This is a genomic window from Yersinia alsatica, assembly GCF_902170305.1.
Lineage (GTDB): Bacteria > Pseudomonadota > Gammaproteobacteria > Enterobacterales > Enterobacteriaceae > Yersinia > Yersinia alsatica.
On record NZ_CABHWW010000009.1, the window covers coordinates 33,424 to 56,760 of the forward strand.

Consider the following 23,337-nt stretch of genomic DNA (forward strand, 5'->3'; position numbering starts at 1 on the left):
CAATCTAGGGGGGCCGAATCCCCCTTCGGCTCTGGTCTGCGGCCAAATGAGTAGCTAAGTAATAATTTCGATTCTTGGTGTGAAATTGGCCGGTTGAAATGGTGAAAAAGAGGCTGAGTTGATGGGGTGTTTTTGCGGTATCACCGGAGGTAAATGATAGGAAAAAAATGGACAACCCGCTGCGGCTGCCCATCGGTGCGGTATACCCTTTTTTTAAATGACCAACCGGGGGGCCAAAAGAGGGCTGAGAAAGCTTAAAAATCCCAGTCTTCGTCCTCAGTATTAACCGCTTTACCGATCACATAAGATGAACCTGAGCCGGAGAAGAAATCGTGGTTTTCATCAGCATTTGGTGATAAAGCCGCCAAAATGGCCGGGCTAACTGCCGCCTGACTTGCCGGGAACAATGCTTCATAACCTAAATTCATCAATGCTTTGTTGGCATTATAATGTAGGAATTTTTTGACATCTTCAGTCCAGCCTACATTATCATAAAGGTCTTCTGTATAACGGACTTCATTGTCATATAAGTCCTGCAACAAATCGAAAGCAAAGTTCTTTATTTCCTGACGTCGGTTATTATCAACTTTCTCTAATCCTTTCTGGAATTTATAACCAATGTAATACCCATGTACCGCCTCATCGCGGATGATCAGCCTAATAAGGTCGGCAGTATTGGTTAATTTTGCCCGACTTGACCAATACATAGGTAAATAGAATCCAGAATAGAATAGGAATGATTCCAAGAATACACTGGCAATCTTTTTCTTCAGTGGATCGTCATTATGATAATGCTGCAGGATAATATCGGCTTTCTTTTGTAGTGGGCCATTCTCCTCACTCCAACGATAGGCATCATCTACATCAGATGTCATGCAAAGTGTAGAAAATATAGAGCTATAAGAGCGGGCATGGACTGCCTCCATAAAGCTGATATTCGAAAAAACCGCTTCCTCATGGGGGGTGATGGCATCTTTAATCAGTGCCGGTGCGCCTAGCGTATTTTGAATAGTATCCAGCAATGTCAGGCCGGTAAAAACCCGAATGGTCAGTTGCTGCTCATTGGGGGTCAGCGTGGCCCAAGAGGGAATATCATTCGAGAGCGGGACTTTTTCCGGCAACCAAAAGTTTGCGGTCAGGCGGTTCCAGACTTCCAGATCTTTATCGTCTTCAATTTTATTCCAATTAATGGCACTGACCGGTGTTATCAGTTTTACTGCGTTCATAGATGATTTCCTTATTAATCCGATTCTGTTTATTCAGTACAGCGCATTACAATGAGCAGGAAACACAGCCTTCAACTTCCGTGCCTTCGAGCGCCATTTGACGTAGTCGGATGTAATAAATAGTTTTAATCCCTTTCTTCCAGGCATATATCTGCGCTTTATTGATATCGCGGGTCGTGGCGGTATCGCGGAAAAACAGTGTCAGTGATAACCCTTGGTCAACATGCTGAGTGGCCTCGGCATAGGTATCGATGATTTTCTCTGGGCCTATCTGATAAGCATCTTGGTAATATTCAAGATTCTCGTTGGTCATATAAGGCGCGGGATAATATACGCGGCCAATTTTGCCTTCTTTGCGAATTTCAATCGGCGAGACAATCGGGTGGATACTTGATGTCGAATGATTGATATATGAGATAGAACCGGTCGGCGGTACCGCCTGCAAGTTCTGATTATAAATACCGTGCTCCATCACCGACTTGCGCAATTGCGCCCAGTCCTGTTGAGTGGGAATGGTAATTCCAGCCTCGGCAAACAGCGCCTGTACTTTGGTGGTCTTAGGTTGCCAACTCTGCTCCACGTACTTAGTAAAATACTGGCCAGAAGCATAATCTGATTCGTCGAAGCCTTTAAAGTGGCTGCCTCGCTCTATTGCCAATAGATTGGAGGCACGGATCGCGTGATATGCCACGCTGTAAAAATAGATATTGGTAAAGTCCAGAGCCTCTTCTGAGCCGTAAAAAATACGTTCACGAGCCAGATAACCGTGCAGATTCATCTGCCCCAAACCAATGGCATGAGACTCCTGATTACCTTTTTCAATGGAGGGCACTGAGCGAATGTTGCTCATATCTGAGACTGCGGTTAACCCACGAATGGCGGTTTCAATTGATTTGCCAAAGTCAGGTGAATCCACGGTGTGGGCGATATTCATCGAACCAAGGTTACAGGAGATATCCTTGCCAATATGGCGATAGCTTAGGTCATCGTTGTATTCAGTTGGTGAATTAACCTGCAAGATTTCTGAGCACAGATTGCTCATGTTGATCCGGCCTTTAATCGGATTAGCGCGATTGACCGTATCCTCAAACATCATATAGGGATAGCCAGATTCAAACTGGATCTCCGCCAGAATCTGGAAGAACTCACGCGCTTTGATTTTGCTTTTACGTATGCGTTTGTCATCAACCATTTCGCGGTATTTTTCACTGATGCTGATTTCTGACATTGGCACGCCGTAAACCAACTCGACATCATAAGGAGAGAACAAATACATCTCCTCATTATTCTTTGCCAGTTCAAAGGTGATGTCTGGAATAACGACCCCTAGCGACAGGGTTTTAATGCGGATTTTTTCGTCGGCATTCTCCCGTTTGGTATCGAGAAAACGTAAAATATCCGGATGATGGGCGTGAAGATATACCGCTCCAGCCCCCTGACGAGCGCCCAACTGATTAGCATAAGAGAAAGCATCTTCCAGCATTTTCATAATAGGAATAACGCCAGAAGACTGATTTTCAATCCGTTTGATGGGGGCACCAACTTCCCGAATATTGCTCAGCAGGAAAGCTACGCCGCCGCCACGTTTAGAGAGTTGCAGCGCCGAGTTAATAGAACGGCCAATTGACTCCATGTTGTCTTCAATACGCAGCAGGAAGCAGGAAACCAGCTCACCGCGCTGTTTTTTGCCGCAATTGAGGAAGGTTGGGGTGGCGGGTTGGAAGCGACCAGAGATGATTTCTTCGACCAAATCCCGGGCAACTTGCGGGTTACCCGCCGCCAGCGTCAAGGCAACCATGCAAACGCGATCTTCATAGCGTTCCAGATAGCGTTTGCCATCAAAGGTTTTCAGGGTATAGCTGGTGTAATACTTAAATGCGCCAAGGAAAGTCGGGAAGCGAAATTTTTTGCTGTAAGCTTGCTGGAATAAGCTTTTGATAAAGCTGAAGTCATAGCGCTCCAGCACCTCTTTCTCGTAATATCCTTCTTCAACCAGATAATCGAGTTTTTCCTGCAAATTATGGAAGAACACGGTGTTTTGATTAACGTGCTGTAAGAAATATTGCCGGGCCGCCAGGCGGTCTTTATCAAACTGGATACGCCCGTCGACATCATAGAGGTTCAACATTGCATTCAGTGAGTGGTAATCAAGTTCACTGCTGGATGGATCGGTAATTTTCACTGTTGTCGTTGCCAAAATTCAGTTACTCCCTTGCGCACATTTGCCACATCTTCTGCTGTACCCAGTAGTTCAAAGCGATACAGATATGGAACCTGACATTTTTGGGAAACTATCTTCCCCGCCAGACAGTAGGCGTCGCCAAAATTAGTATTGCCCGCAGCAATTACACCGCGAATTAATGAACGGTTATGGGGATCATTCAGGAATCTAATCACCTGAATGGGCACGGCACCGACCGGGCTGCCCCCACCATAACTGGGTACGAGCAAAATATAGGGCTGCTCAATCCGTAGTTTTTGCCGTGCACCGGCAATGGGAATCCGTATTGCCGGGAGTTCCAGCTTCCCGACAAAACGGTGTGTGTTTTCTGAGGAACTGGAGAAATACACCAGCGGATTCATTTAGTTACCCTCATCAGGCACCGACGGACTGAACCAGTGCACTGATTTTGTCAGGGCGAAAGCCGGACCAATGTTCCTCCCCGGCAACAATGACCGGAACCTGCTGATAGCCAAGAGATTTAACATGATTTAAAGCTTGTGAATCTTCAGTTAAATCAATCACCTGATAAGCAATGCCTTGTTTATCCAATGCACGATAAGTGGCATTACACTGGACACAATCAGGTTTACTGTAAATAATAATGCTCATGATTCGCATTTACCTCTTGTGTTAAGGAAAGGCGGGTTTAGCAGGTTGTCCTTGTCATATTGCAAGACACAGGGTTGTTGGCTGCCATCACTCACCCAACTCCTTGGGTTTCACTGGTTGCCGCTCCAACTTGAGATCGGTTGGATATGACCTCTCTCGGCGACCTGCCTCTGATTATCAGCTACGGTTTCATTCTCGTAATTGATAAATTAAATACTATATCTAGTGTTTATTTAATTCAACCACACTACATGTAGTTTTTTTTTGCGGGTGATTTATGCACATGACAGAGACGAGGCCGCCAGCACGGGGCTGGCAGTTGATTTGGCTAATGATAGGCAGGGTAAAAATATTTCTGGGGTGAATTGCGGTGAGGGTAAATATTTACTGACGCAAACTAACGGCTAATCGGTTAAATGCATTCATAATGCTGATAGCAAAAGTTAAGTCGGAAATTTCAGCATCAGTAAAATGTGTTTTTAAGGCATTGAAAGTACTGTCCGGGGTACCGCTGGTGGTGATGTTAGTCACCGCTTCTGCCCATTCTAATGCGGCACGTTCCGCTTCACTGAATGCATGACTCAGTCGCCAACCGGCAATCGTATCCATTTTGGCATCATCAAAACCGCTCTCACGCAAGAATTTACCGTGCATGTTTAGGCAAAATGCACAGCCGTTGATCTGTGATACTCGCATAAAAATCAGCTCTATCAGTGCCTTCGGCAGCGAACTTTTGTCGAGCGACATAGAAGCATTAACCAGTGCTTTATAAGTCACTGGGGAGAGTTCGGAAAAATAAAGACGTTGTTCGATCATGATAAGTTCCTGTGAGATTTAGCGTACGGCGCTACTTTAGCAACCCCATGACCTATACTATAGGGCCATAAATTACTTATTTTAGTGGGACATGATGAAGGTATTTTCACGCCTGCTTAAGTTGGATCGCCAGCACAACGAACCCATTTATCGTCAAATTTATCAACGAATTAAAGATGCTATTGTTCAGGGAACATTGCCGCCAGATACGCGAGTTCCGTCCGTCAGGGCGCTGGCCAGCGAAGTGGGTGTGGCGCGAGGAACCGTAGAAAATGCCTATACTCAGTTGATTGCCGAAGGCTTTTTACAAAGTCGTGGGCAGGGCGGCACTTATGTTTCAGCTCAATTACGTGATGCTCCTCTATTACCATTGAATATAGTAGACCAGCCTGAGCAACCTATAGCGGTTAACAATGCTTTATCGGCCAATCGCGTGATGGCGCGGCCATTTCAGTTGGGGCTACCCGCGCTGGATGCTTTCCCTCGGGCGCAGTGGGGGAGAATGATGACCAAACAGTTGCGAGGCCTGACCGCGGCTGCACTTGGACATCCTCCGGCTGCCGGATTACCGGCTTTACGTGAGTCGATAGCCCATTACTTGCAGTTATCTCGAGGATTCAGTTGCCAGCCCGAGCAGGTATTTATTTGCGCCGGTTATCAGTCTTTACTTGATCTGGTGGTCAATACTGTACTGAAACGCGGAGACCGCGGTTGGCTGGAAGATCCCGGTTATCCTGCCACTCAGCAATTAATTCGCGAAGCTGGGCTGATTCCACATCCGGTAAATGTCGATAGTGACGGGATGGATGTTGCCGCCGCTATCCGCGACTGCCCACAGGCCCATTTCGCTATCGTCACTCCTGCACACCAAAGCCCACTGGGTGTTGCACTCAGTTTAGCGCGGCGCATTGCTCTACTGGAGTGGGCTGAGCAGCAACAGTCGTGGATTATTGAGGACGACTATGACAGCGAATTTCGTTATCAAGGGCGGCCATTGCCCCCGCTGAAGAGTCTGGATAGACACGGGCGAGTTCTTTATGCCGGAACATTCAGTAAAGTGATGTTTCCTGCGTTGAGATTGGCCTATTTGGTGGTGCCGCCTGAATTGGTGGCCGTTTTTAAACATCGTTGCCAACTGCGCAGTTGCGCTAGCCCGCCACTGATACAAGCCAGCGTGGCGGAATTTATTCATCAGGGGCACTTTTATCGCCATCTTAAACGAATGCGCCATTTGTATGCTGAGCGCCGCGAAATGCTGGCCGCAAGTCTGATGCGCCAGTTGGCGGGTGTTGTGGTGATTGAGCAACAGGCGGGAGGGATTCAGTTGCTGGCTCAGTTGGACCGGCGCTTTGTCGATAGCGATGTTGCTGCTCGGGCGCAAAATCAGGGGCTTGCTATTCAAGCAGTGTCAGATTGGGTGTTGGAAACCAACGTCGCTAAGGACAGAAAGGCTGATAGCCAGAATGGGTTGTTGATGGGGTTTACTAATCTGACGTCTGTCGCTGAAACTGATCGGTTAGTGGCACGGCTAGCCGAGGTAATTTGGTCTTTCTCTAAGGAAGAATAAGTGTTGGCCCGGAGCGAAGATCACCCGGGCCTCCGATAAACAACCCTATAAGTACAACCGTAGACACAGCAATGAGGAGGGATTATCGGTAATCAGATGGATATCAGCGGCGTGCTAACAGCACACCCAGCACGAGACCTATCGCCGCACCAATACCGACACCTTGCCATGGTTTATCATGCACGTAGTTATCGGCATTGCCAGCTACGTCGCGCGCATGTTGCTTCAAACTGGTCGAGCCGCTGAAACGCGCTCGAGCATCGCGTAATACTCCTTCGGCATTTTGGCGCACCTTGGCGAGTTCCTCTTTTGTTTTCTCACCTGATGAGCGCAAGACATCGTCAAGAGTATCGGCCAGAAGGGTCACGTCCTGATCGAGATCTCTTTCCACTTTTTCTGATTTCTTGAACATTTGACGCTCCATTTTGCTAAATGAACATTAAGCATAGACCATCAGAGCGCGTGTCAATTGGCTTCAGGAGTAATCTGAATCAGGGACTTAGCAGCCAGCGGCAATAAAATCGCCATTTGCACTGATTGGGATGACGGAGCTAAACAGTACCAAACCGAATAGAATCAATAGCAACCCACCAATGAGCATGGCAATACGTGCGGCATGAATGAGTTGTCCACTGAGTATTTGGCTATTCATGCTAATCAGTTTTTCACGGGCATGATAAACCAGTGTTGCCACTATCATGATCGACAGTGCGGTTCCCAGCGCCATACTCATGACGGCAATCATTCCCCAAGTAAACATACCGATTGCATTAGCAAACACCAACACCATGATGGCACCACTGCACGGGCGAATACCAATTGAAATAATGACCCATAAGTAGGTTTGCCACCCGCCCTGAAGCTGCTCTGCTGATGGCATATGGCGATGACCACAACCGCAATTTTCATCATGTTGATGAGCAGGGTGATTTGCGGACAATAATGGTGCGGGAGTGTCGGCTAAGGGCTGGCCAATATGATGAATAGCAGCCTGGCGTTTGCGGCGAAATAGGTTGAGCGGGCTAATACCCAAGGCCCGTAAAATAAGAACGAGACCAAATAATACAATAAACAGGGCGCTGCCTTTTTCGACATAAAAACGGCTAAGGCTTAATTCGCCCACGGATAAATTGAATATCACGCCCAGAATAATGACAAACACAATAGCGACCAGCCCTTGCATCAAGCTGCCGAGAAAAGTAATGAGCCGACTGGTGGTCACTTTCTCGCGGCTGGTGGCAAGGTAGGTGGTGATAACAAATTTGCCATGGCCCGGCCCGATTGAGTGTAAAAAGCCATAGATAAAGCTAAACAGGGTTAGCATAAATCCAGCGCCAGTTTGATTATTTTGTTGTTTAAGCAGATACAGCACTAAATAACGGTGCATATAAATCTGGAAGTTAATACAGTACTGCACAAAATCAGCCCAATGCCGGGCAAATACCCACAGTAGTGACAGTAGAATGGCGCCGCTGAAACCGATGCTGGCAATATTCGCTCGGTTGAGTTTGAGGTTTGATAGCATATCGGTGTTCCAGAGAGAGCCATTAATCACTTCTTTATCGTAGCGCACTACGAATCAAAAAACGCGCGCCCGAGAGACGCTGATTGTAAATGGATGTATTCATAATAAGAAAGCGTAAATAACAATCACTATGACTTTGTACATTTGGTTACTCAGCGAAACCAATGACTCACGGAAAGGAAAATTTCATTCCTCTATGATTCTTCCAACGGCCCCACCGGGGGCTTAGCGAAACAAACTTCTGAGGATTTTAAAATGAAAAAAGTATTAGCGCTGATCGTTGCTGCAACCATGGGTCTGTCTTCTGTTGCTTTCGCTGCTGAAACTACTGCGGCCGCAACAGCAGCACCAGCTGCAACCAGCACTGTTGCTGCTCCTGCTGCAGAAAAAGCTGCACCGGCTAAAGCAACTCATCATAAAAAACATAAAGCAACTAAACAAACCACAGAACAAAAAGCACAAGCTGCCAAAAAACACGAGAAAAAAGCACCTGTTCAAAAAGCACAGGCTGCCAAAAAACACGTGAAAAAAGCACCTGCTCAAAAAGCACAAGCTGCTAAAAAACATGTGAAAAAAGCACCTGCTCAAAAAGCACAGGCAGCTAAAAAACACGAGAAAAAAGCACCAGTTCAAAAAGCACAAGCAGCTAAAAAACACGTGAAAAAAGCGCCAGCTCAAAAAGCACAAGCAGCTAAAAAACACCATAAAGCTGCTAAAAAATCAGCAACAGCTCCAGCTGCATAATAACGCCGGAATGCGGGCCACTGAGCACCGCACAGTCTAGCCAATGACAGACACCCGGTTAATACCGGGTGTCTTTTTTTATAGGCTAATCATCATGATCAATCGCTATCTGTTTGAACTCATTTTTAGTGTGATGACATTGTGTGGTGTCTTACTTGCCTGTGCGCTGTTCCTCACCGACTCTTTTATTTAGTTTTCCTTGTCAGATATCAGTGCAGAATATGTTGTTGATGAAGGTATTTGATTATCTGTTGCGCTGCTTGCTGATGCAGTTTCTCTCTTGCAACGGCCGGCGTCGCGCAGATAAAACTTTCCCCTTCAGCGGCTAAAATAGCGCTCGCCGCGGGTTTACATATTGGTAGGAAATCAAAATGGCCACTGTTGGCTAAATTTATCGCGGTAATATTGGGTTGATTAAGCTGTTTTACCCATTCAGCACCAGCCAAATTCAGCGACGCCTTGGGCGAGATAAAATAGTGGGCATTAATAAGCAACAGTGGGGCGGCCAAATGAGACAGACTGCTGTTTTGGTAAAAAGGTACCATGCCCGGATCCAGCGCAATCGCAAAACCTAGGCGGTTATCCACATAATTCCCTTCAAATTTCTCTACTGGTAGTTGCTCTAGTTTCACCCCCGCCCGAGTATAAAACTGGCAATTAGGTTGTGCTGGCTGTTGCTGGCAACTGGCAATAAACCTTGGTAGTGACAGTGTTGCTCCTAATGCGGCTATGGCGCTATAGCCCCCCTTTGAGTGGCCGATCACGCCAATCGGTTGGTTATCCAAGGCGGTTTTCCAATGTGAATCGGACAGCAATTTACTGATAATAAAAGAGATATCCTCAGTTTGTAGCCACAGTTGAGCTGATTGCGCGGGTATTGAGTTACCGGTGGTGCTACCCGGATGGTTGGCGGCGACCACCACAATACCCTGCTGTACCAGCTTATCTGCCAACCATGCCAAACTGGTATTATTGCCACCACTGCCATGACTGAGAATGATTAAAGGGAAATGTCCATTGGCAAGAGTCGCATCAGGTAAAACAGAAATACCCCGAAACACGGCATTCTCCCCCAGCAGATTCGATTTACCTTGCTCGGTCGTTGGATAGTAAATCACCGTATCTAACTGACGATGGCGCTGGATATCATTAAATGAAATTGGGGTTGCCGCCGTTTGCCAGCCATAACTGGTCAGTGGAAAAAACAGCAAAAAACATAAACACAGAACAATATTTTTCATTGTATAACGCTCTAATTGGTTGAGTTCTTCGCCACCTTAAGAGGGTTAAGATATTGCCGCGACCTCGATCATGATCCAGTCCCTGAACGTGCTTGTTTTCAATCATCTGGCTGTCTACACTGCGAAACAGTTATTCACGATATCTATTTGTTAAGGCAAAGGTATGCCGCTAATCCCGGTCTCTTTTCTGCTATCAATCCTCTGTATTGGTCTGTTTTATCATTTGCTTAAAACCGGTCGGCAGGGGGTATTCCTGTTGCTGTTATTGTTAGTTTGTGCGCTGCAAAGTGGCCTGATTGGTTTGCGCTATGGCTACCATTTGGCGCTATTCAATGGCCTGCAACCAATAGTCGCCATGACTATTCCGCCACTGACCTATTTAGCTTTATTGAGTACCGCGAAAGGCAATGTAGGCATTAACCAAGGGTGGAAACACAGTTTAGCGCCCATTGGCACCCTAATTTGTGTATGGCTAGCCCCACAGTGGCTCGATGCTATCGTCATTATTAGCTATGTATCGTATGGCTTGGCGGTGCTGCTTTATTTACGCCCCGGCGAGGATCGTTTGCAGCAGGTTTCAGTGGAGAAAAGTTGGCTCAGTTACCGTTTATGGTTACTGATGGCGATGTTGCTCATAGGGTCAGGGGCGGCGGATATCATTATTAGCCTGGATTATGCTTTATATGCGGGAAATCAGGCCGGAGTGATAGTCAGTTTTAGTAATCTATTGATTACACTGGCGATGTGCTACACGCTGGCGACTAGCGCGCGTCGTGGGGAATCCATTGCTGAGGCACCGACTGAACCGGAGAGAATAGATAATAAGCCGGATAGTGGAGCGTTGGAAGAGCTATTTTCTGCTATCTTATTGACATTAAAGAAAAATAATCTTTATTTGGACAATCAGCTTAATTTGTCTAAATTGGCGCGTAAAGTTGGTGTACCCGCGCGCAAAGTGTCGCAGGCTATTAATCAGCAAACTGGGCAAAATGTCTCGCAATATGTCAATCAGTTGCGGATTGACCAAGCAGCACAACTATTGGCGACAACTGAATTACCGGTGGTCGATATTATGCTGGACGCAGGGTTTCAGACTAAATCCAACTTCAATCGTGAGTTCATGCGGGTTACGGGCATGACCCCTTCACAATGGCGTGAACATCAACGGTCAATCGACACAAAGTAGCAGGCAAATAATATTTAATTATATATATCTGATTCAGCCTGAAAGCTTATCGGGGTATGGTGAATAACACTTTCTTTCTTGTTTGAGCATTGCCTATGTCTGCTGATCCTGCTCCAGTGGTGGCTAATAGCACGCTACTGACGACTCGCCAAATCAATAAGCGCATCCTTTCGATTGTTATTTTTACCTTCGTTTGTTATCTGACAATCGGCTTACCACTGGCAGTGCTGCCCGGTTTTGTTCATAACCATCTGGGCTACGGTTCAGTATTGGCCGGTTTGGTTATCAGCGCGCAATATTTTGCCACCTTAGTGAGTCGCCCACATGCCGGGCGATATGCCGATTTATTAGGGCCGAAAAAAGTGGTGCTGTTTGGTTTGAGTTGCTGTGGGATCAGCGGGCTATTTTGTGGTTTGGCTTTTTGGTTGGATAGCCAGCCACTGCTGAGTGTGTTGATGCTGCTGGTTGGGCGACTTTTCCTTGGTGTTGGTGAAAGTTTTGCCAGCACCGGTTCTACCCTTTGGGGCATGGGCGTGGTGGGCTCGATACATACCGCTCGAGTGATCTCGTGGAATGGCGTGGCAACTTATGGGGCGATGGCGATAGGTGCGCCGCTTGGCGTTTATCTTAATATGCGCTGGGGATTAGCCGGTATTGCCTGGCTTATCTGTTTGGCTGTGGTTTTGGCTCTGGTGCTGGCCTGCCGTAAAGCGGCGGTTTCAGTTGTCACCGGCAAACGTATTGCCTTCCGGGCGGTGTTGGGCAAAATCTGGCTTTATGGGCTGGGTCTGGGGTTTGGTACTGTTGGTTTTGGGGTTATTGCCACCTTTATTACCTTATTCTATGCCGACAAAGGGTGGGGCGGTGCGGCATTTTCTCTGACCTTATTCGGTGCCGCCTTTGTTGGCATTCGGCTATTGTTCAGCAATAGCATTGACCGCCACGGTGGCTTAAAAGTCACATTGGTTTCCTTTCTGATAGAAATCGTCGGTTTATTACTGATTTGGGGCGCGGATGCCACCTGGATGGTCCAATTGGGTGCATTCTTGGCCGGGGCGGGTTTCTCATTAGTGTTTCCTGCCTTGGGGGTTGAAGCGGTTAAGCAAGTGGAGCCACAGAATCAAGGCACGGCACTTGGCACTTATTCTGCTTTCCTAGACTTAGGGCTGGGCGTTACTGGCCCATTGGCGGGGCTGGCCATTGGCCAATTTGGTATTCCGGCGATTTATCTGGGCGCAGCATTAATGGTCGTTTTCGGTGTGTTGCTCACATTACGCTTATTGCAGCGACAGCAGAGCACGGATAACGCCGCTCGGCTTGATGGCGTGTAGACTATTCCGAAATAGTTGCTTTGAGCCAATAAATACGTGGTTTCCCTTATTTATTGCGGTAAGGTCGCTCAATTGGAGTTAAAAAGAGGGGAAATAAATGTATTTACGGCCAGATGAAGTGGCTAAAGTCTTGGAGAATGCCGGCTTTGAGAGAGATTATACGGTTGATCAGGCTTACGGTTATCGGAAAGCGGAGCATTATGTTTATGTGAATCGCGAAGCCCGCATGGGCAGAACCGCATTAATTATCCACCCGGCACAGAAAGATAAAAGTTTGTTGTTTGCTACACCTACGGCCACGCTTCGTATCAGTGATAAGTATGTTGAATTTCCGCTCTATTTAGCGGGTGAAGCTGAAGATCGCTACGGTATTGCCCATGGTTTTAGCTCAAGGGAAATGTTATTGCGCTACCTGAACAGTATGTTCCAGTAAGTTTTCTCATCCCTGCCGCAATGAATTTGATCCGCCGTAATGTCATCAACTAGTGCAATACGGCGTCCGCTTCCTGGTTAAATTGCAGATTATAATTGCGGCGGAATTGCGCCAATTCAAAAGCATCTAAATCAAGCTCAGCAAAATAGAACAGTGCGGCTTCAGTATGTTCAGCGGTTAACATCGGGGATATGTGTGAGCGAATCAGCGTATTTCGCCATTGCATCACATTTTCGTCGGAAGGGTCTTTGATAAAGGTTTGATAAATAAAGACCAGATAAGCCGCTTTTCTGACATCTTCGGCATATCCATTGCTGGTGGAGCGAATAAACATTTGAGTTTGACGCTGCCCCATCTCTTGCAGCATTGACTCGATATAAATTGGTTTTATTTTCAGTAAATTAGCCAATGTGTCTACAGCTTTGCGGGTATCTGAGGTCAATACTCGATAGCCGACAATAAAAACTACGATCAAAACAGCAATAATTATCCACGTCATGTAGTGTTTCTTTGCGCCATAAAAGGTGAAATTGACAACGTAAAATTATCTGGCTGTTGAATCGCCGGTACAGATAAAATCAACCCAATATTTACTGATTATCGCCACTGAAATTATCGCCATTTTTTTGCTGATTATTCAGATGATGATTAAACGCGGCGGCATCTTTTGCCAATGCATCAAGATGCGCACCCAATACTTTGATCTGCCTAACCAGCGAATGTTGTTCCGGCAAGGTATTCGCGGTGTTGAGCTTTCTAAGCAGCATGTCATTTTTAGCACGCAATGCAGTTTCCCGCGCTTTTGACTGCTCCAGCTCATGTTGCAGTGCTGTGTAGCTGGCCTGCCATGTCTGGTGCTGTTTCTCAAAAGTTGATTGCAACTCACTCATTGCATTAAGAAACTTTACTTCAAGTTCACGCATTGTCATTGCTTTTCCTTTATGACGGCTTCCGATTTTCAGTGGCAGTATAGCGAAATCTGAGCATAACCTCATCTGCAAGAATTTGTCTTTCATTAAAGGCTCGGAACCCAACTGAATGACAGGCTACACTCGGTTTTATCATAATTAATGGGTGATTTGTTTTTATCATTCATTAATGTGCAAAATAAATAAGCCTTGCTATTAGCCTCTCAGCATGCGTTAATAGCGTCATCGGTTTGTAGTACAGACCTATTTATGTAAGCCATTTAAGTAAAGTAGTTCCTAGTTAAAGCGATATTTTTAGACATCACTTCTCCGACGAATTTCCTTCTTTAGTGCCCCCATAAGTAACTCTTGATAAGCAGACCTCAATTGCCAAAATTTGGCACTAATAATGAAGGAAATACCTCTATGTCTACTAAAATGACTGGTTTAGTAAAATGGTTTGATGCTGGTAAAGGTTTTGGTTTTATTTCTCCTGCTGACGGCAGCAAAGATGTTTTCGTACATTTCTCTGCAATCCAGGGTACTGACTACAAAACTCTTGATGAAGGCCAGAACGTTGAGTTCAGCATCGAGCAAGGCCAGAAAGGCCCTTCAGCTGTAAACGTAGTTGCACTGTAATTTACATTACTGCAATTAATGTTTCGCTGTAATTAAATCTGATTTTGGTTGGATTTAATGTTGGTGATTTTAATTAAGTTGCCAACAACCAGAAAACCTCGCTAAGGCGGGGTTTTTTGTTTTCTGAGATCTCGAATATATTTTTATTGGTATGAAATATCTGCTGCTAATGATGTTTAAATTGTCGCCGATATACCGCGGGGGTGATGCCAACGGTTTGGCGAAATGCATTTCTAAATCCTTCAACCGTCTGAAATCCACAATATTCAGCAACTCCTGCAATATTCATCTGATCCCTTTCCAGTAACTCTTTTGCTCTGTGCATTCTTTCGTGCTGCAACCAAATTTTAGGTGTTTGACCGGTAGAAGCAGCAAAGCGTCGTAAAAATGTCCTTTCACTGAGCGCTAATTCGGCGGCCATCTGGCTGATAGTCCAATTTTTTCCGAGATCCTCGCGCACTTGCTCCATCAATTTTGCCATATCTCGATAGGGTTGTTTGGTCACTGGCGTTGGAATAAATTGTTGCTGTCCTCCCCGACGAAGTGGGGCCATAACTAAGCGCCGAGCCACCTGATTGGCGATTTTAGCGCCAAAATCACGGGTAATCAGATGCAAGCAGGCATCGATACCGGCACTGCTACCCGCCGAAGTGATAACTTGCCCCTCATCGACATACAACACATTGGCATCGACATGAATATCGGGGTAATGCTGTGCCAGATAATCAGTATAGCGCCAGTGTGTGGTTGCACTTTTCCCTCGCAATAACCCCGCCGCTGCTAAAACAAAAACACCTGAACAGATGGAGATAATACGTGTGCCGCGCGCGACTGCTTGCTGCAATGCCTCAATCAATGCTGGTGATGGCAGGGCCTCCGGGCTACGCCATCCGGGAATGACAATGGTTTTAGCCTGCGTCAATAAGTCGATACCGGCATCAACCTGAATATGGAGGCCGCCATTGGCGGTTGAGATGTTTTGATCCACGCCAACCACTTGGCACTGATACCAAGGGAAATCAAATTCCGGACGCGGCAGCCCAAATATCTCCTGTGCAATACCAAACTCAAACAGACACAGGCCATCATAGGCCAATATAGCGACCAGTCCCGGGGCATGTTTCACCGTAGGATCAGTGTAATGAGTGGCTGAATGATTCATTGGCGTATCTCAGTGGTTTATTGTCATTTCTGCCACTGTAATCGGCTAGCGCTATTTCTTAAAGTGATGCTTCATAATATTTAGTGGAGCAATCATATGAGCAGTTTAGTGAGCCAAATCCCATCAGCCTCTCCTGAGCAAGCATTGCGACATTTTTCTCAGCGCCTGGCGTATGAAACTGATTGCTCGGATGTCTATACCAGCCAGCAGCAGGGAAAGGTAGATTTTGTTTTGGTGGATGTGCGTAATGAGGCGGCATTTGTGGCAGTGAATGTGCCAGGGGCAATTAATATTCCTCACCGTTTAATGGATGCCTCGCTGCTTTCCCATTACCCGACAGAGACACTATTTGTCGTTTATTGTGCCGGGCCGCACTGCAACGGGGTTCACCGTGCAGCAATAAAATTGAGCCAACTCGGTTTTGCAGTTAAAGAGATGATAGGTGGAGTGACTGGTTGGCGTGATGAGGGGTTGCCGCTGAACTATGCTAAAAACAGTTCAGTTGATCAATGCAGTGATGCAGTGAGCTGCGGTTGCCATAGTTGAATTTCTCTACTGTGATATAAAACGCATCGCTTTCCTTATGTTGGCGATTATCCGCTATTATTCTTGGCACTTATTACGAGTTAGCTGGTAGAGTAATGGCGGTTTAGTCATGACAGGAATTCTGTATGCGTTCTGTATATCTGTGGGTAGTCGTAGTGGCTATTATCATTACTGCGTTCGTATCACAGCTCAGTTTCTTTTTCATTGAACCCCAGCAGGGTACCGATGAGGGGAAAGTGTTGGTGCTTAAACGCACGCCAAAGATGAGTTTTATTGATAGCCCGCGAGGTTACTGCCAGCGCGAGTATCCAACTGAAGATTATTTACGCTGTGAATCGAGAACCCTTCCTCCGCTACTGGAAAGCACTCATGCTCTTTATGAGTTGCCGTTTAGCGTTTATTTTTACGAAATGACGTATAAAGCTAATCCTTAAGTATTGGCGGTGAATTACCATTATTCTTATGGCACCATATCATATTAAGATTTTAATATAGATTGCTGTTAAATAGTTTCATAACTTTAATATATAAAACATAAAGGGGTTGGCTGTGAATTGGACGGAGGTCTTGGTATCTGGAGGGGTAGCGGCAGTTCTGGGTATTGTCACGACAGCATTACGCAATAGAAATAAATTGAGTAAGATTAGCGCTATTTTATGGTTTATTATCCCCATCGTTATAGGGAATATTGTTTATTACCAATATAATAATTCTAGCTGGCTACGTGGTAATGAGCGCGCTCAAATAGAGCAATCACTCGAGAGTTACCCTGTTTTCCAAACCCTCAAACAGCAAGATCCCGCCTTTTATACCCAGTTGGTCGACAACTTTATTAAATCGAAGAATGCCGGGCATTCCGAACAACAGTTGATCGATGAAATGAAACAGTCGGTTGCTGAGTTAACTGTGCAGCGAATTCAGCGAGCGTCTGATGAAAACGTTATTGATTATATGCAGATCATCTTAGAAGAGCTACGTTATTATCAGGCCAATCATCGCAGTGAGAAACTCTGCTTTAAGGCATTGTTCCCGCAAGTTAGCGGTGGTGTGAATACCACCAAAATTCTACCTAGGGCACTGTTAGATCGCGATCTTGATTCAGTTAACCGTTTGTTTGAATCTTCCACTGGCGAGATAATAAAGCCTAAAAATCAAGAGTATGAGAACAGACTTAATATAGTTATAGAGCAAATGCAACAACAATACGGTGATGATTTGCACATGTTCTCAAACCCAGCTAGCCCTGATGTCGATCGAGAGAAACTCTGTGATATGGCAATCGATATGTATAGTGAAATATTGAAACTGCCCCCGAGTGATGCGGGTTCAATTTTACGTTCGATGCTGGGTGGTGAATAAAAAATAACCTATCCTGGGTGGGTATTTAAAATGCCTATGCCCAGGAATGTCTACTGAATCACTCTCTTTTCCTTTCTATTATGATAAGTTTCAATCAGTGGATAATAACCTCTGATTGAAATTTACTTTATTATCTTATGTTCTGTCAGATTATTTAGATTAAAAAAATAGCGATTGAACCACTTAATGGCTAATGAATCGTTTTGATAAAAATCGGAAATAATGAGCCGACTAACTTATAGGTACTATCTCTTGATGACAGGGTACTAATAGGCAAATCTTGTTATAGAACGGCATGATAGTAACTGCCAGCAAAGCTTTAATTGAATGTTTTTTGTCATATTTATAGACGTAGATCAATATTATTTATTATCAATTTTATTTCTGGCTTGGTTTTTTTTGATTTTCCTCATCTAAAGCTGACATTTGTCACATAAATACTTTAAAGCTCTTATAAGTGGCGAGAAAATCAGTCATTAATGCTAAATAGGAAGTCTCTTACCCATATTATTGTTTAGTGCTACGCTTAATTGCTTGTTGAATCTTTTTCTGACTGGCAATGATCTATATTCGCTAGCTAATTTATCAAAGGATGATTCATGTCTAAACGTTTATGGCTCCGGAATACCTTATTGACCGCCGCTTTATTGAGTGCTTTTTCTATTCCGGTTAGTGCCGCAACTCACACATTGCAACTGGCTATCGGTGATGAACCGACTGAAGGCTTTGACCCCATGTTAGGGTGGAGTCATGGGAGTTATCTGCTGCTACACAGCCCGTTATTGAAACAAAATGAAGATCTCAGTTGGAATAGTTTTCTACTGAGCCAGTATAAAACCAGTGACGATGGCAAAACCTGGTTACTGACGCTGAAACCCGACCTTAAATTCTCTGATGGTTCGCCTCTGACCGCCAAAGATGTGGTGTTTACCTACAACAATGCGGCTGCCAGTGGCGGTAAAGTTGATATGGGTAACTTCCTCAAAGCCGAAGAGATCGACCCTCTTAATATCCGAATTCAGTTGAAAGCGCCACAAAGCACCTTTGTGAATGTATTGGGTTCACTGGGTATTGTTTCCGCGGATAAATACGATGCTAAGACTTATGCACAAAAACCTATTGGTGCAGGCCCTTATCGTTTAGTGAGCTTCCAGCCGGGTCAACAAATGATTGTGGAAGCGAACCCGTATTATGCGGGCAATAAAAATGATTTCGATAAACTGATTTTTGTTTTCCTTGATGAAGACAGTGCTTTTGCTGCCGCGCAAAGCGGGCAATTAGGCGTAGTACGTATTCCTCCATCTATGGCAGTCGGCCCGGTTAATAACATGAAGTTATGGGTCAGACCGAGTGTGGAAAACCGTGGCATTGTGTTCCCGACCACACCTGCCGGTAAAAAGGATGCGCAGGGTTACCCCATTGGTAACGATGTCACCGCTGATGTCGCGGTGCGCCGCGCCATCAACTATGCCATTAACCGCCAACTACTGGCTGACCAAATCATGGAAGGCCATGCTATTCCGGCCTATACCGGCGTGCAGGGGCTACCATGGAATAATCCAGATTCTGCCATCAAAGACGGTGATATTGAAAAAGCCAAGCAGATACTGGAGCAGGCTGGTTGGACAGTGAACAGCAATGGCATCAGAGAGAAAAATGGCATTCCTGCCAAAATCACCCTTTGGTATACCAGCGGCGATACCACTCGGCGTGATTTGGCGCAGGCGATACGTTCAATGCTGAAACCTATTGGTATTGATGTCGATTTGAAATCCGGCAGTTGGGAAACCGTAGAACGGAATATGCATGCCAACCCGACGTTATTTGGCTGGGGTAGCCTCGACCCGATGGAGCTGTATCATCACTACAGCAGTAAGGCGGCGGGCGTGGAATATTATAATCCTGGCTACTATAAGAACCCGGTAGTGGATAAACATCTGCAACAGGCGCTGGATGCCCCAACGTGGGAGCAAGCGGTGCCATTCTGGCAACAAGTCGATTGGGATGGCACCACTGGCGCGGGTATTCGTGGTGATGCTGCGTGGGCGTGGCTATTGAATGTCCAACACACTTATCTGGCCAATAGCTGCGTTGACTTGGGCAAGGGTGCTCCAGAGATCCACGGTTCCTGGTCACTGCTCAACAGCCTCGATAGCTGGAAATGGACCTGTCAGTAATGAAGGGGGTTTCACTATTTGCCCTGCGTTTAATTTGCCTGCTGCTGATCACCGCAGTGGGCACTTTTACGCTACTGAGTTTCTCCCCGGTTGACCCAATACGTGCCTATATTGGCAGTGAGTTACTGCATGTTCCGCCGGAACAGTATCCGCTGATTGCCGCACGTTGGGGGCTGGATTTACCGTTATGGCAGCGTTTTCTGCATTGGTTTACCCAAGTTTTACAAGGAGACTTTGGTTACTCAATGCTGTACAACGCGCCGGTTTCACAGGTTATCGGTGAACGTTTTGCTACCTCGTTCGCATTGCTATTTTCGGCCTGGTTATTCTCTGGCATTGTTGGGCTATTACTGGGGCTGACTGCCGGGCGCTACCTTAATCGCTGGCCGGATCGACTGATTTCAACGCTGTCATATTTATTGGCTTCATTACCCACGTTCTGGATTGGCTTATTGCTGCTGTCACTGTTTGCCGTGAAACTGAATTGGGCTCCCATTTGTTGTGCATGGACCCCCGGGAGTAACGCCGAGACCGCCAGTTGGAGCGACAAGCTGCATCACCTCATTTTGCCAATGCTCGCCTTAGGGTTATTGGGGGTGGGGAATATTGCTCTGCATACTCGCGCCAGAGTGGCCGAAGTGATGAACAGTGAGTTTATCCGCTATGCTCAGGCACAGGGTGATAAAGGCTGGTCACTGGTTAATTTCCATATTTTACGCCATGCCATAACTCCTGCACTGTGCTTACAATTTGCCTCAGTGGGTGAATTATTGGGGGGCTCTTTATTGGCTGAAAAAGTCTTTGCTTACCCCGGGTTAGGGCAGGCCACCATTGATGCTGGTTTACACGGTGACATCCCGTTATTGATGGGGATTGTGATGTTTTGCGCCATTTTGGTCTTTTGCGGTAACAGCATTGCCAACGCACTGTTACACCGCCTCAATAGGGGGGCAGCACGGCAATTATGACTTATAACCCAAATCTGGCTTTGTTCCGACTCTTCGTGTCCCTGGCGCTATTAACCATTTTAATTGTCTACGGCTACGCAATATATCCTATTGAAATTCCGATGGATTTGATGGCCCGTCGCCAACCTCCCTCTCTGTCTTATTGGTTTGGTACTGACAGTTTAGGCCGCGATTTGTGGCTGCGCTGTTTTCAGGGCATGACCACTAGCCTGCAAATTGGTTTGATTGCTGCTTTTGCCAGTGGCTTGTTGGCGATGCTCACCGCGAGTTTAAGTGCGGTCAATAAAACGCTGGATTATGTTATCCGCGGGGTGATTGACAGCATGTTGGCATTGCCGCATTTATTGCTATTGGTGCTGATTTGCTTCACGTTAGGTGGGGGAAAACACGGAGTGATTCTGGCGGTGGCATTAACCCATTGGCCAAAGCTTGCCTTGATTTTGCGGGCAGAAATCTTGCGTATTCGTGAAACTGACTACGTTATGCTTTCTCATCGGCTAGGTAATAGTAATTTTTACCGTTGGCGTCATCATCTGCTACCGTTATTACTGCCACAATGGATTGTTGGCACGTTGCTGATGTTCCCTCACGCGGTGTTACACAGTGCGGCACTGAGTTTTCTGGGGTTTGGCTTGTCACCTCATGAGCCGTCGTTGGGGATATTATTGGCTGATGCACTGCGCTATCTGAGCAGTGGAGCATGGTGGCTGGCATTTTTCCCGGGCCTGATTTTGGTGAGTTTGGTTCTGATATTTGACCAGTTTGCCCGATCGCTGCAACAACTCTGGGTGAGGATATCCTGATGTTGAAATTTTCAAACTTTGCCATTGATGTTGCCCATTATCGCTGGCTAGGGCGAAAAACTTGGCACCCTTTGCTGAGTCATATTTCGCTGGAGGTCAATCCGGGAGAATTGGTCGCGCTAGTGGGGGGCAGTGGTGAGGGCAAAAGCCTGTTGCTGCAAAGTGCCTTAGGTTTGTTGCCAGATAACATGCGGTGTCACGGCGAGATTATCCTCGATGGGGAAGTCTTATGCGCTCAGGATAAAATTGAGCGGCGCGGTAAAACCCTATGCTATGTGCCTCAAGGAGTGAGTGCGCTGAATCCCTTGATTAAAGTTGGCTCGCAAATGACGCGAGCAGCACAACTCAGTGGGGTAAAACTGCGACTGGAAGATGTCGCCATGCAACTGCAAACTTACAACCTCGCACCGGGTCTGGTGCATGATTTCCCCCGTCAACTCTCTGGTGGAATGGCAAAGCGAGTACTTACTAGCTGCGCCACATTGACCAATGCCCGCTATATCTTGGCTGATGAAGTCACCTCATGGTTGGATGAAGAACATGCCTGTCAGTTACTGACTCATTTACGTGCCTTTTGTCAGCAAGGGCGCGGAATTTTATGGGTAACCCATGACTTGGCGCTGGCCGCGCGCTTCGCCGATAAAATAGCAGTATTACACCAAGGTGAATTGCATGAGACACTGAGCGCCAATGAATTGAAAAATAACGGTGGCAGCCCATGGTTGCAATCACTGTGGGCGGCGTTGCCGGAACAGCAGTTTGTTAGCCAGCCGCAGTCGTTAACAGAGGTGGCAGAGTATGTTTAGTGTCGATAATCTGACCATTGTTCAGGGCGGTAAGCGGCTGTGGGATTCAGTCTCATTTTCACTGATGCCGGGAGAGCGGCTAGGTATTTCAGCCCCCAGTGGCTTTGGTAAAACGACTTTAGGGCGAGTACTGGCGCAATGGCAGTCAGCGACGTCAGGTCAAATTCGAGTCGGTGGGAGTTTGCTGGCGAAAAAAGGGTATTGCCCAGTCCAATTGGTTCCTCAACACCCGGAACAGAGCTTTAATCCTTACCGAACCACCGGTGAGAGCTTGCATGATGCCTGGCAGCCAGATGCCCAGTGGCTTGAGCGAATGGTGGTTAATCCTAATTGGTTAAAACGTCGGCCCGATGAACTCTCTGGAGGGGAGTTGGCCCGAATTGCTCTATTGCGAGCACTGGACCCTCGGACCCGTTATTTAATCGCCGATGAAGTGACCGCGCAGTTGGATGCTCATATTCAAGCACAAGTTTGGCAAGTTTTACTCGAAGAGTCCGCTCGTCGCCCGCTGGGGTTAATTATTTTCAGCCACAACAAATCTTTATTGGAAAAAGTATGCTCACGGATATGGATACCGGAAAGAGAGAGCGAAAAGACGCTTTATCCAAGACCACAGATTAAACCCCACCTTGGTTTGGCCATGATAAAGACCGGATGATACTGAATAAGTATTAATAGAGAATATATTAAATATTAACGATGAAATAATAATGTAACGTGATAATGACATGCTGGGAAGAGAGGTTTTAGCTAATGTGCCATTATAAATATATTGATTAAGATCATATTACTCTTAAATGATAATAATAATGTTTGTTGTGCAAGGTTAATAATAATTAACATGCCGGATGGATAAGTTTACATTAATAAATTTAGGCACTGATAAATATTCGCCAGTAGTGAATTTAAATTTAATTAAGAATGTGGTGTTGATATTTTAACCTGGCCGAGAGCCATTTTATGAGGTTAAATCACCCTCAGGCTTTGTTAGATTTGTCATCTTTATTTTTGTATTTTAACAGCATAAAACTCTAGGTTAAAATAGTCAGAGTACTTTATTTTTGGTA

Annotated in this window: 25 protein-coding genes; 14 read left to right on the plus strand and 11 right to left on the minus strand. The window is 46.1% G+C overall.

Annotated features, from left to right (window positions below; genetic code table 11):
- Window positions 1–254: 254 nt before the first annotated feature.
- From nrdF to FTA96_RS04890, 5 genes are all read right to left on the minus strand, one after another.
- Window positions 255–1,226, minus strand: coding sequence for a class 1b ribonucleoside-diphosphate reductase subunit beta (gene nrdF, locus FTA96_RS04870; RefSeq protein WP_050134856.1), 972 nt, complete (start codon window positions 1,224–1,226; stop codon window positions 255–257).
- A gap of 46 nt (window positions 1,227–1,272) precedes the next feature.
- The gene (gene nrdE / locus FTA96_RS04875; protein WP_186372852.1) at window positions 1,273–3,423 is read right to left on the minus strand and encodes a class 1b ribonucleoside-diphosphate reductase subunit alpha; all 2,151 of its coding nucleotides are present in this window, start codon (window positions 3,421–3,423) and stop codon (window positions 1,273–1,275) included.
- On the minus strand, window positions 3,405–3,809 hold the full coding sequence (gene nrdI, locus FTA96_RS04880; protein WP_050108291.1) for a class Ib ribonucleoside-diphosphate reductase assembly flavoprotein NrdI: 405 nt from the start codon (window positions 3,807–3,809) through the stop codon (window positions 3,405–3,407). Before nrdI ends, nrdE begins: the two co-directional genes overlap by 19 nt.
- A 13-nt stretch (window positions 3,810–3,822) precedes the next feature.
- The gene (locus FTA96_RS04885; protein WP_050108289.1) at window positions 3,823–4,059 is read right to left on the minus strand and encodes a redoxin NrdH; all 237 of its coding nucleotides are present in this window, start codon (window positions 4,057–4,059) and stop codon (window positions 3,823–3,825) included.
- 384 nt (window positions 4,060–4,443) lie between these two features.
- Window positions 4,444–4,875, minus strand: coding sequence for a carboxymuconolactone decarboxylase family protein (locus tag FTA96_RS04890; RefSeq protein ID WP_050108287.1), 432 nt, complete (start codon window positions 4,873–4,875; stop codon window positions 4,444–4,446).
- A gap of 91 nt (window positions 4,876–4,966) precedes the next feature.
- On the opposite strand from FTA96_RS04890, the gene pdxR reads away from it, so the two are divergent.
- Complete coding sequence (pdxR, locus tag FTA96_RS04895; RefSeq protein ID WP_050108285.1) at window positions 4,967–6,442, plus strand: MocR-like pyridoxine biosynthesis transcription factor PdxR; 1,476 nt, start codon at window positions 4,967–4,969, stop codon at window positions 6,440–6,442.
- A 103-nt stretch (window positions 6,443–6,545) separates the two neighbouring features.
- Here the strand turns inward: pdxR and FTA96_RS04900 are convergent, their stop codons facing one another.
- Window positions 6,546–6,854 carry a DUF883 family protein gene (locus FTA96_RS04900; RefSeq protein ID WP_050108284.1) on the minus strand — a complete coding sequence of 103 codons (309 nt, stop codon included), beginning with the start codon at window positions 6,852–6,854 and terminating at the stop codon, window positions 6,546–6,548.
- An 87-nt stretch (window positions 6,855–6,941) separates the two neighbouring features.
- Window positions 6,942–7,967: a nickel/cobalt transporter gene (locus FTA96_RS04905; protein WP_145538763.1), complete on the minus strand. Its 1,026-nt coding sequence runs from the start codon at window positions 7,965–7,967 to the stop codon at window positions 6,942–6,944.
- 255 nt (window positions 7,968–8,222) lie between these two features.
- Here FTA96_RS04905 and asr point away from each other — a divergent pair, with 255 nt between their 5' ends.
- A complete protein-coding gene (gene asr / locus FTA96_RS04910) occupies window positions 8,223–8,711 on the plus strand; it encodes an acid resistance repetitive basic protein Asr (RefSeq protein ID WP_050108280.1) in 489 nt (162 codons plus the stop codon).
- A gap of 209 nt (window positions 8,712–8,920) precedes the next feature.
- Here asr and FTA96_RS04915 read toward each other — a convergent pair whose 3' ends face one another.
- Complete coding sequence (locus FTA96_RS04915; protein WP_235897430.1) at window positions 8,921–9,952, minus strand: alpha/beta hydrolase family protein; 1,032 nt, start codon at window positions 9,950–9,952, stop codon at window positions 8,921–8,923.
- A gap of 163 nt (window positions 9,953–10,115) precedes the next feature.
- Here FTA96_RS04915 and FTA96_RS04925 point away from each other — a divergent pair, with 163 nt between their 5' ends.
- From FTA96_RS04925 to FTA96_RS04935, 3 genes are all read left to right on the plus strand, one after another.
- Window positions 10,116–11,138, plus strand: coding sequence for a helix-turn-helix domain-containing protein (locus FTA96_RS04925; RefSeq protein ID WP_145573291.1), 1,023 nt, complete (start codon window positions 10,116–10,118; stop codon window positions 11,136–11,138).
- 95 nt (window positions 11,139–11,233) lie between these two features.
- On the plus strand, window positions 11,234–12,469 hold the full coding sequence (locus tag FTA96_RS04930) for an MFS transporter (protein WP_050108276.1): 1,236 nt from the start codon (window positions 11,234–11,236) through the stop codon (window positions 12,467–12,469).
- A 97-nt stretch (window positions 12,470–12,566) separates the two neighbouring features.
- Window positions 12,567–12,902 carry a DUF2002 family protein gene (locus FTA96_RS04935; protein ID WP_050108275.1) on the plus strand — a complete coding sequence of 112 codons (336 nt, stop codon included), beginning with the start codon at window positions 12,567–12,569 and terminating at the stop codon, window positions 12,900–12,902.
- Between the two features lie 49 nt (window positions 12,903–12,951).
- Here FTA96_RS04935 and FTA96_RS04940 read toward each other — a convergent pair whose 3' ends face one another.
- Window positions 12,952–13,401, minus strand: coding sequence for a DUF1198 domain-containing protein (locus FTA96_RS04940; RefSeq protein WP_050108273.1), 450 nt, complete (start codon window positions 13,399–13,401; stop codon window positions 12,952–12,954).
- Window positions 13,402–13,492: 91 nt separating this feature from the next.
- Complete coding sequence (locus FTA96_RS04945; RefSeq protein ID WP_050108272.1) at window positions 13,493–13,831, minus strand: MbeD/MobD family mobilization/exclusion protein; 339 nt, start codon at window positions 13,829–13,831, stop codon at window positions 13,493–13,495.
- A 405-nt stretch (window positions 13,832–14,236) separates the two neighbouring features.
- On the opposite strand from FTA96_RS04945, the gene cspE reads away from it, so the two are divergent.
- The gene (gene cspE / locus FTA96_RS04950) at window positions 14,237–14,449 is read left to right on the plus strand and encodes a transcription antiterminator/RNA stability regulator CspE (RefSeq protein WP_032816455.1); all 213 of its coding nucleotides are present in this window, start codon (window positions 14,237–14,239) and stop codon (window positions 14,447–14,449) included.
- Window positions 14,450–14,615: 166 nt separating this feature from the next.
- Here the strand turns inward: cspE and ftrA are convergent, their stop codons facing one another.
- Window positions 14,616–15,611: a transcriptional regulator FtrA gene (gene ftrA / locus FTA96_RS04955; RefSeq protein ID WP_050146078.1), complete on the minus strand. Its 996-nt coding sequence runs from the start codon at window positions 15,609–15,611 to the stop codon at window positions 14,616–14,618.
- Window positions 15,612–15,707: 96 nt separating this feature from the next.
- On the opposite strand from ftrA, the gene FTA96_RS04960 reads away from it, so the two are divergent.
- From FTA96_RS04960 to FTA96_RS04995, 8 genes are all read left to right on the plus strand, one after another.
- Window positions 15,708–16,157 (plus strand): rhodanese-like domain-containing protein, encoded by a 450-nt coding sequence (locus FTA96_RS04960; RefSeq protein WP_145573293.1) that lies wholly within the window; start codon window positions 15,708–15,710, stop codon window positions 16,155–16,157.
- 125 nt (window positions 16,158–16,282) lie between these two features.
- Window positions 16,283–16,591, plus strand: coding sequence for a hypothetical protein (locus tag FTA96_RS04965; protein WP_050146080.1), 309 nt, complete (start codon window positions 16,283–16,285; stop codon window positions 16,589–16,591).
- A 115-nt stretch (window positions 16,592–16,706) separates the two neighbouring features.
- A complete protein-coding gene (locus FTA96_RS04970; RefSeq protein WP_145573375.1) occupies window positions 16,707–17,516 on the plus strand; it encodes a DNA gyrase in 810 nt (269 codons plus the stop codon).
- Between the two features lie 599 nt (window positions 17,517–18,115).
- On the plus strand, window positions 18,116–19,693 hold the full coding sequence (locus FTA96_RS04975) for an ABC transporter substrate-binding protein (protein ID WP_050108267.1): 1,578 nt from the start codon (window positions 18,116–18,118) through the stop codon (window positions 19,691–19,693).
- Window positions 19,693–20,661, plus strand: coding sequence for an ABC transporter permease (locus FTA96_RS04980; RefSeq protein WP_072077614.1), 969 nt, complete (start codon window positions 19,693–19,695; stop codon window positions 20,659–20,661). Before FTA96_RS04975 ends, FTA96_RS04980 begins: the two co-directional genes overlap by 1 nt.
- Window positions 20,658–21,464: an ABC transporter permease gene (locus tag FTA96_RS04985; RefSeq protein WP_050108263.1), complete on the plus strand. Its 807-nt coding sequence runs from the start codon at window positions 20,658–20,660 to the stop codon at window positions 21,462–21,464. Before FTA96_RS04980 ends, FTA96_RS04985 begins: the two co-directional genes overlap by 4 nt.
- Entirely contained in the window at window positions 21,464–22,270 is an 807-nt protein-coding gene (locus FTA96_RS04990) for an ATP-binding cassette domain-containing protein (RefSeq protein WP_050123032.1), read from the plus strand. The genes FTA96_RS04985 and FTA96_RS04990 overlap by 1 nt, the downstream gene beginning before the upstream one ends.
- Window positions 22,263–22,928, plus strand: coding sequence for an ATP-binding cassette domain-containing protein (locus tag FTA96_RS04995; protein WP_050134872.1), 666 nt, complete (start codon window positions 22,263–22,265; stop codon window positions 22,926–22,928). Before FTA96_RS04990 ends, FTA96_RS04995 begins: the two co-directional genes overlap by 8 nt.
- Window positions 22,929–23,337 lie beyond the last annotated feature (409 nt).

Excerpts from the sequence above, each read along its gene's own strand:
- nrdF (WP_050134856.1), bottom strand. The coding sequence starts at position 1,226 with ATGAACGCAGTAAAACTGATAACACCGGTCAGTGCCATTAATTGGAAT.
- FTA96_RS04915 (WP_235897430.1), bottom strand. The coding sequence starts at position 9,952 with ATGAAAAATATTGTTCTGTGTTTATGTTTTTTGCTGTTTTTTCCACTG.
- FTA96_RS04980 (WP_072077614.1), top strand. The coding sequence starts at position 19,693 with ATGAAGGGGGTTTCACTATTTGCCCTGCGTTTAATTTGCCTGCTGCTG.
- FTA96_RS04885 (WP_050108289.1), bottom strand. The coding sequence starts at position 4,059 with ATGAGCATTATTATTTACAGTAAACCTGATTGTGTCCAGTGTAATGCC.
- FTA96_RS04930 (WP_050108276.1), top strand. The coding sequence starts at position 11,234 with ATGTCTGCTGATCCTGCTCCAGTGGTGGCTAATAGCACGCTACTGACG.
- asr (WP_050108280.1), top strand. The coding sequence starts at position 8,223 with ATGAAAAAAGTATTAGCGCTGATCGTTGCTGCAACCATGGGTCTGTCT.
- FTA96_RS04995 (WP_050134872.1), top strand. The coding sequence starts at position 22,263 with ATGTTTAGTGTCGATAATCTGACCATTGTTCAGGGCGGTAAGCGGCTG.
- cspE (WP_032816455.1), top strand. The coding sequence starts at position 14,237 with ATGTCTACTAAAATGACTGGTTTAGTAAAATGGTTTGATGCTGGTAAA.
- FTA96_RS04925 (WP_145573291.1), top strand. The coding sequence starts at position 10,116 with ATGCCGCTAATCCCGGTCTCTTTTCTGCTATCAATCCTCTGTATTGGT.
- FTA96_RS04975 (WP_050108267.1), top strand. The coding sequence starts at position 18,116 with ATGTCTAAACGTTTATGGCTCCGGAATACCTTATTGACCGCCGCTTTA.
- FTA96_RS04890 (WP_050108287.1), bottom strand. The coding sequence starts at position 4,875 with ATGATCGAACAACGTCTTTATTTTTCCGAACTCTCCCCAGTGACTTAT.
- FTA96_RS04900 (WP_050108284.1), bottom strand. The coding sequence starts at position 6,854 with ATGTTCAAGAAATCAGAAAAAGTGGAAAGAGATCTCGATCAGGACGTG.
- pdxR (WP_050108285.1), top strand. The coding sequence starts at position 4,967 with ATGATGAAGGTATTTTCACGCCTGCTTAAGTTGGATCGCCAGCACAAC.
- FTA96_RS04990 (WP_050123032.1), top strand. The coding sequence starts at position 21,464 with ATGTTGAAATTTTCAAACTTTGCCATTGATGTTGCCCATTATCGCTGG.
- FTA96_RS04985 (WP_050108263.1), top strand. The coding sequence starts at position 20,658 with ATGACTTATAACCCAAATCTGGCTTTGTTCCGACTCTTCGTGTCCCTG.
- ftrA (WP_050146078.1), bottom strand. The coding sequence starts at position 15,611 with ATGAATCATTCAGCCACTCATTACACTGATCCTACGGTGAAACATGCC.
- FTA96_RS04960 (WP_145573293.1), top strand. The coding sequence starts at position 15,708 with ATGAGCAGTTTAGTGAGCCAAATCCCATCAGCCTCTCCTGAGCAAGCA.
- FTA96_RS04945 (WP_050108272.1), bottom strand. The coding sequence starts at position 13,831 with ATGACAATGCGTGAACTTGAAGTAAAGTTTCTTAATGCAATGAGTGAG.
- FTA96_RS04940 (WP_050108273.1), bottom strand. The coding sequence starts at position 13,401 with ATGACGTGGATAATTATTGCTGTTTTGATCGTAGTTTTTATTGTCGGC.
- FTA96_RS04935 (WP_050108275.1), top strand. The coding sequence starts at position 12,567 with ATGTATTTACGGCCAGATGAAGTGGCTAAAGTCTTGGAGAATGCCGGC.
- FTA96_RS04965 (WP_050146080.1), top strand. The coding sequence starts at position 16,283 with ATGCGTTCTGTATATCTGTGGGTAGTCGTAGTGGCTATTATCATTACT.
- nrdI (WP_050108291.1), bottom strand. The coding sequence starts at position 3,809 with ATGAATCCGCTGGTGTATTTCTCCAGTTCCTCAGAAAACACACACCGT.
- FTA96_RS04905 (WP_145538763.1), bottom strand. The coding sequence starts at position 7,967 with ATGCTATCAAACCTCAAACTCAACCGAGCGAATATTGCCAGCATCGGT.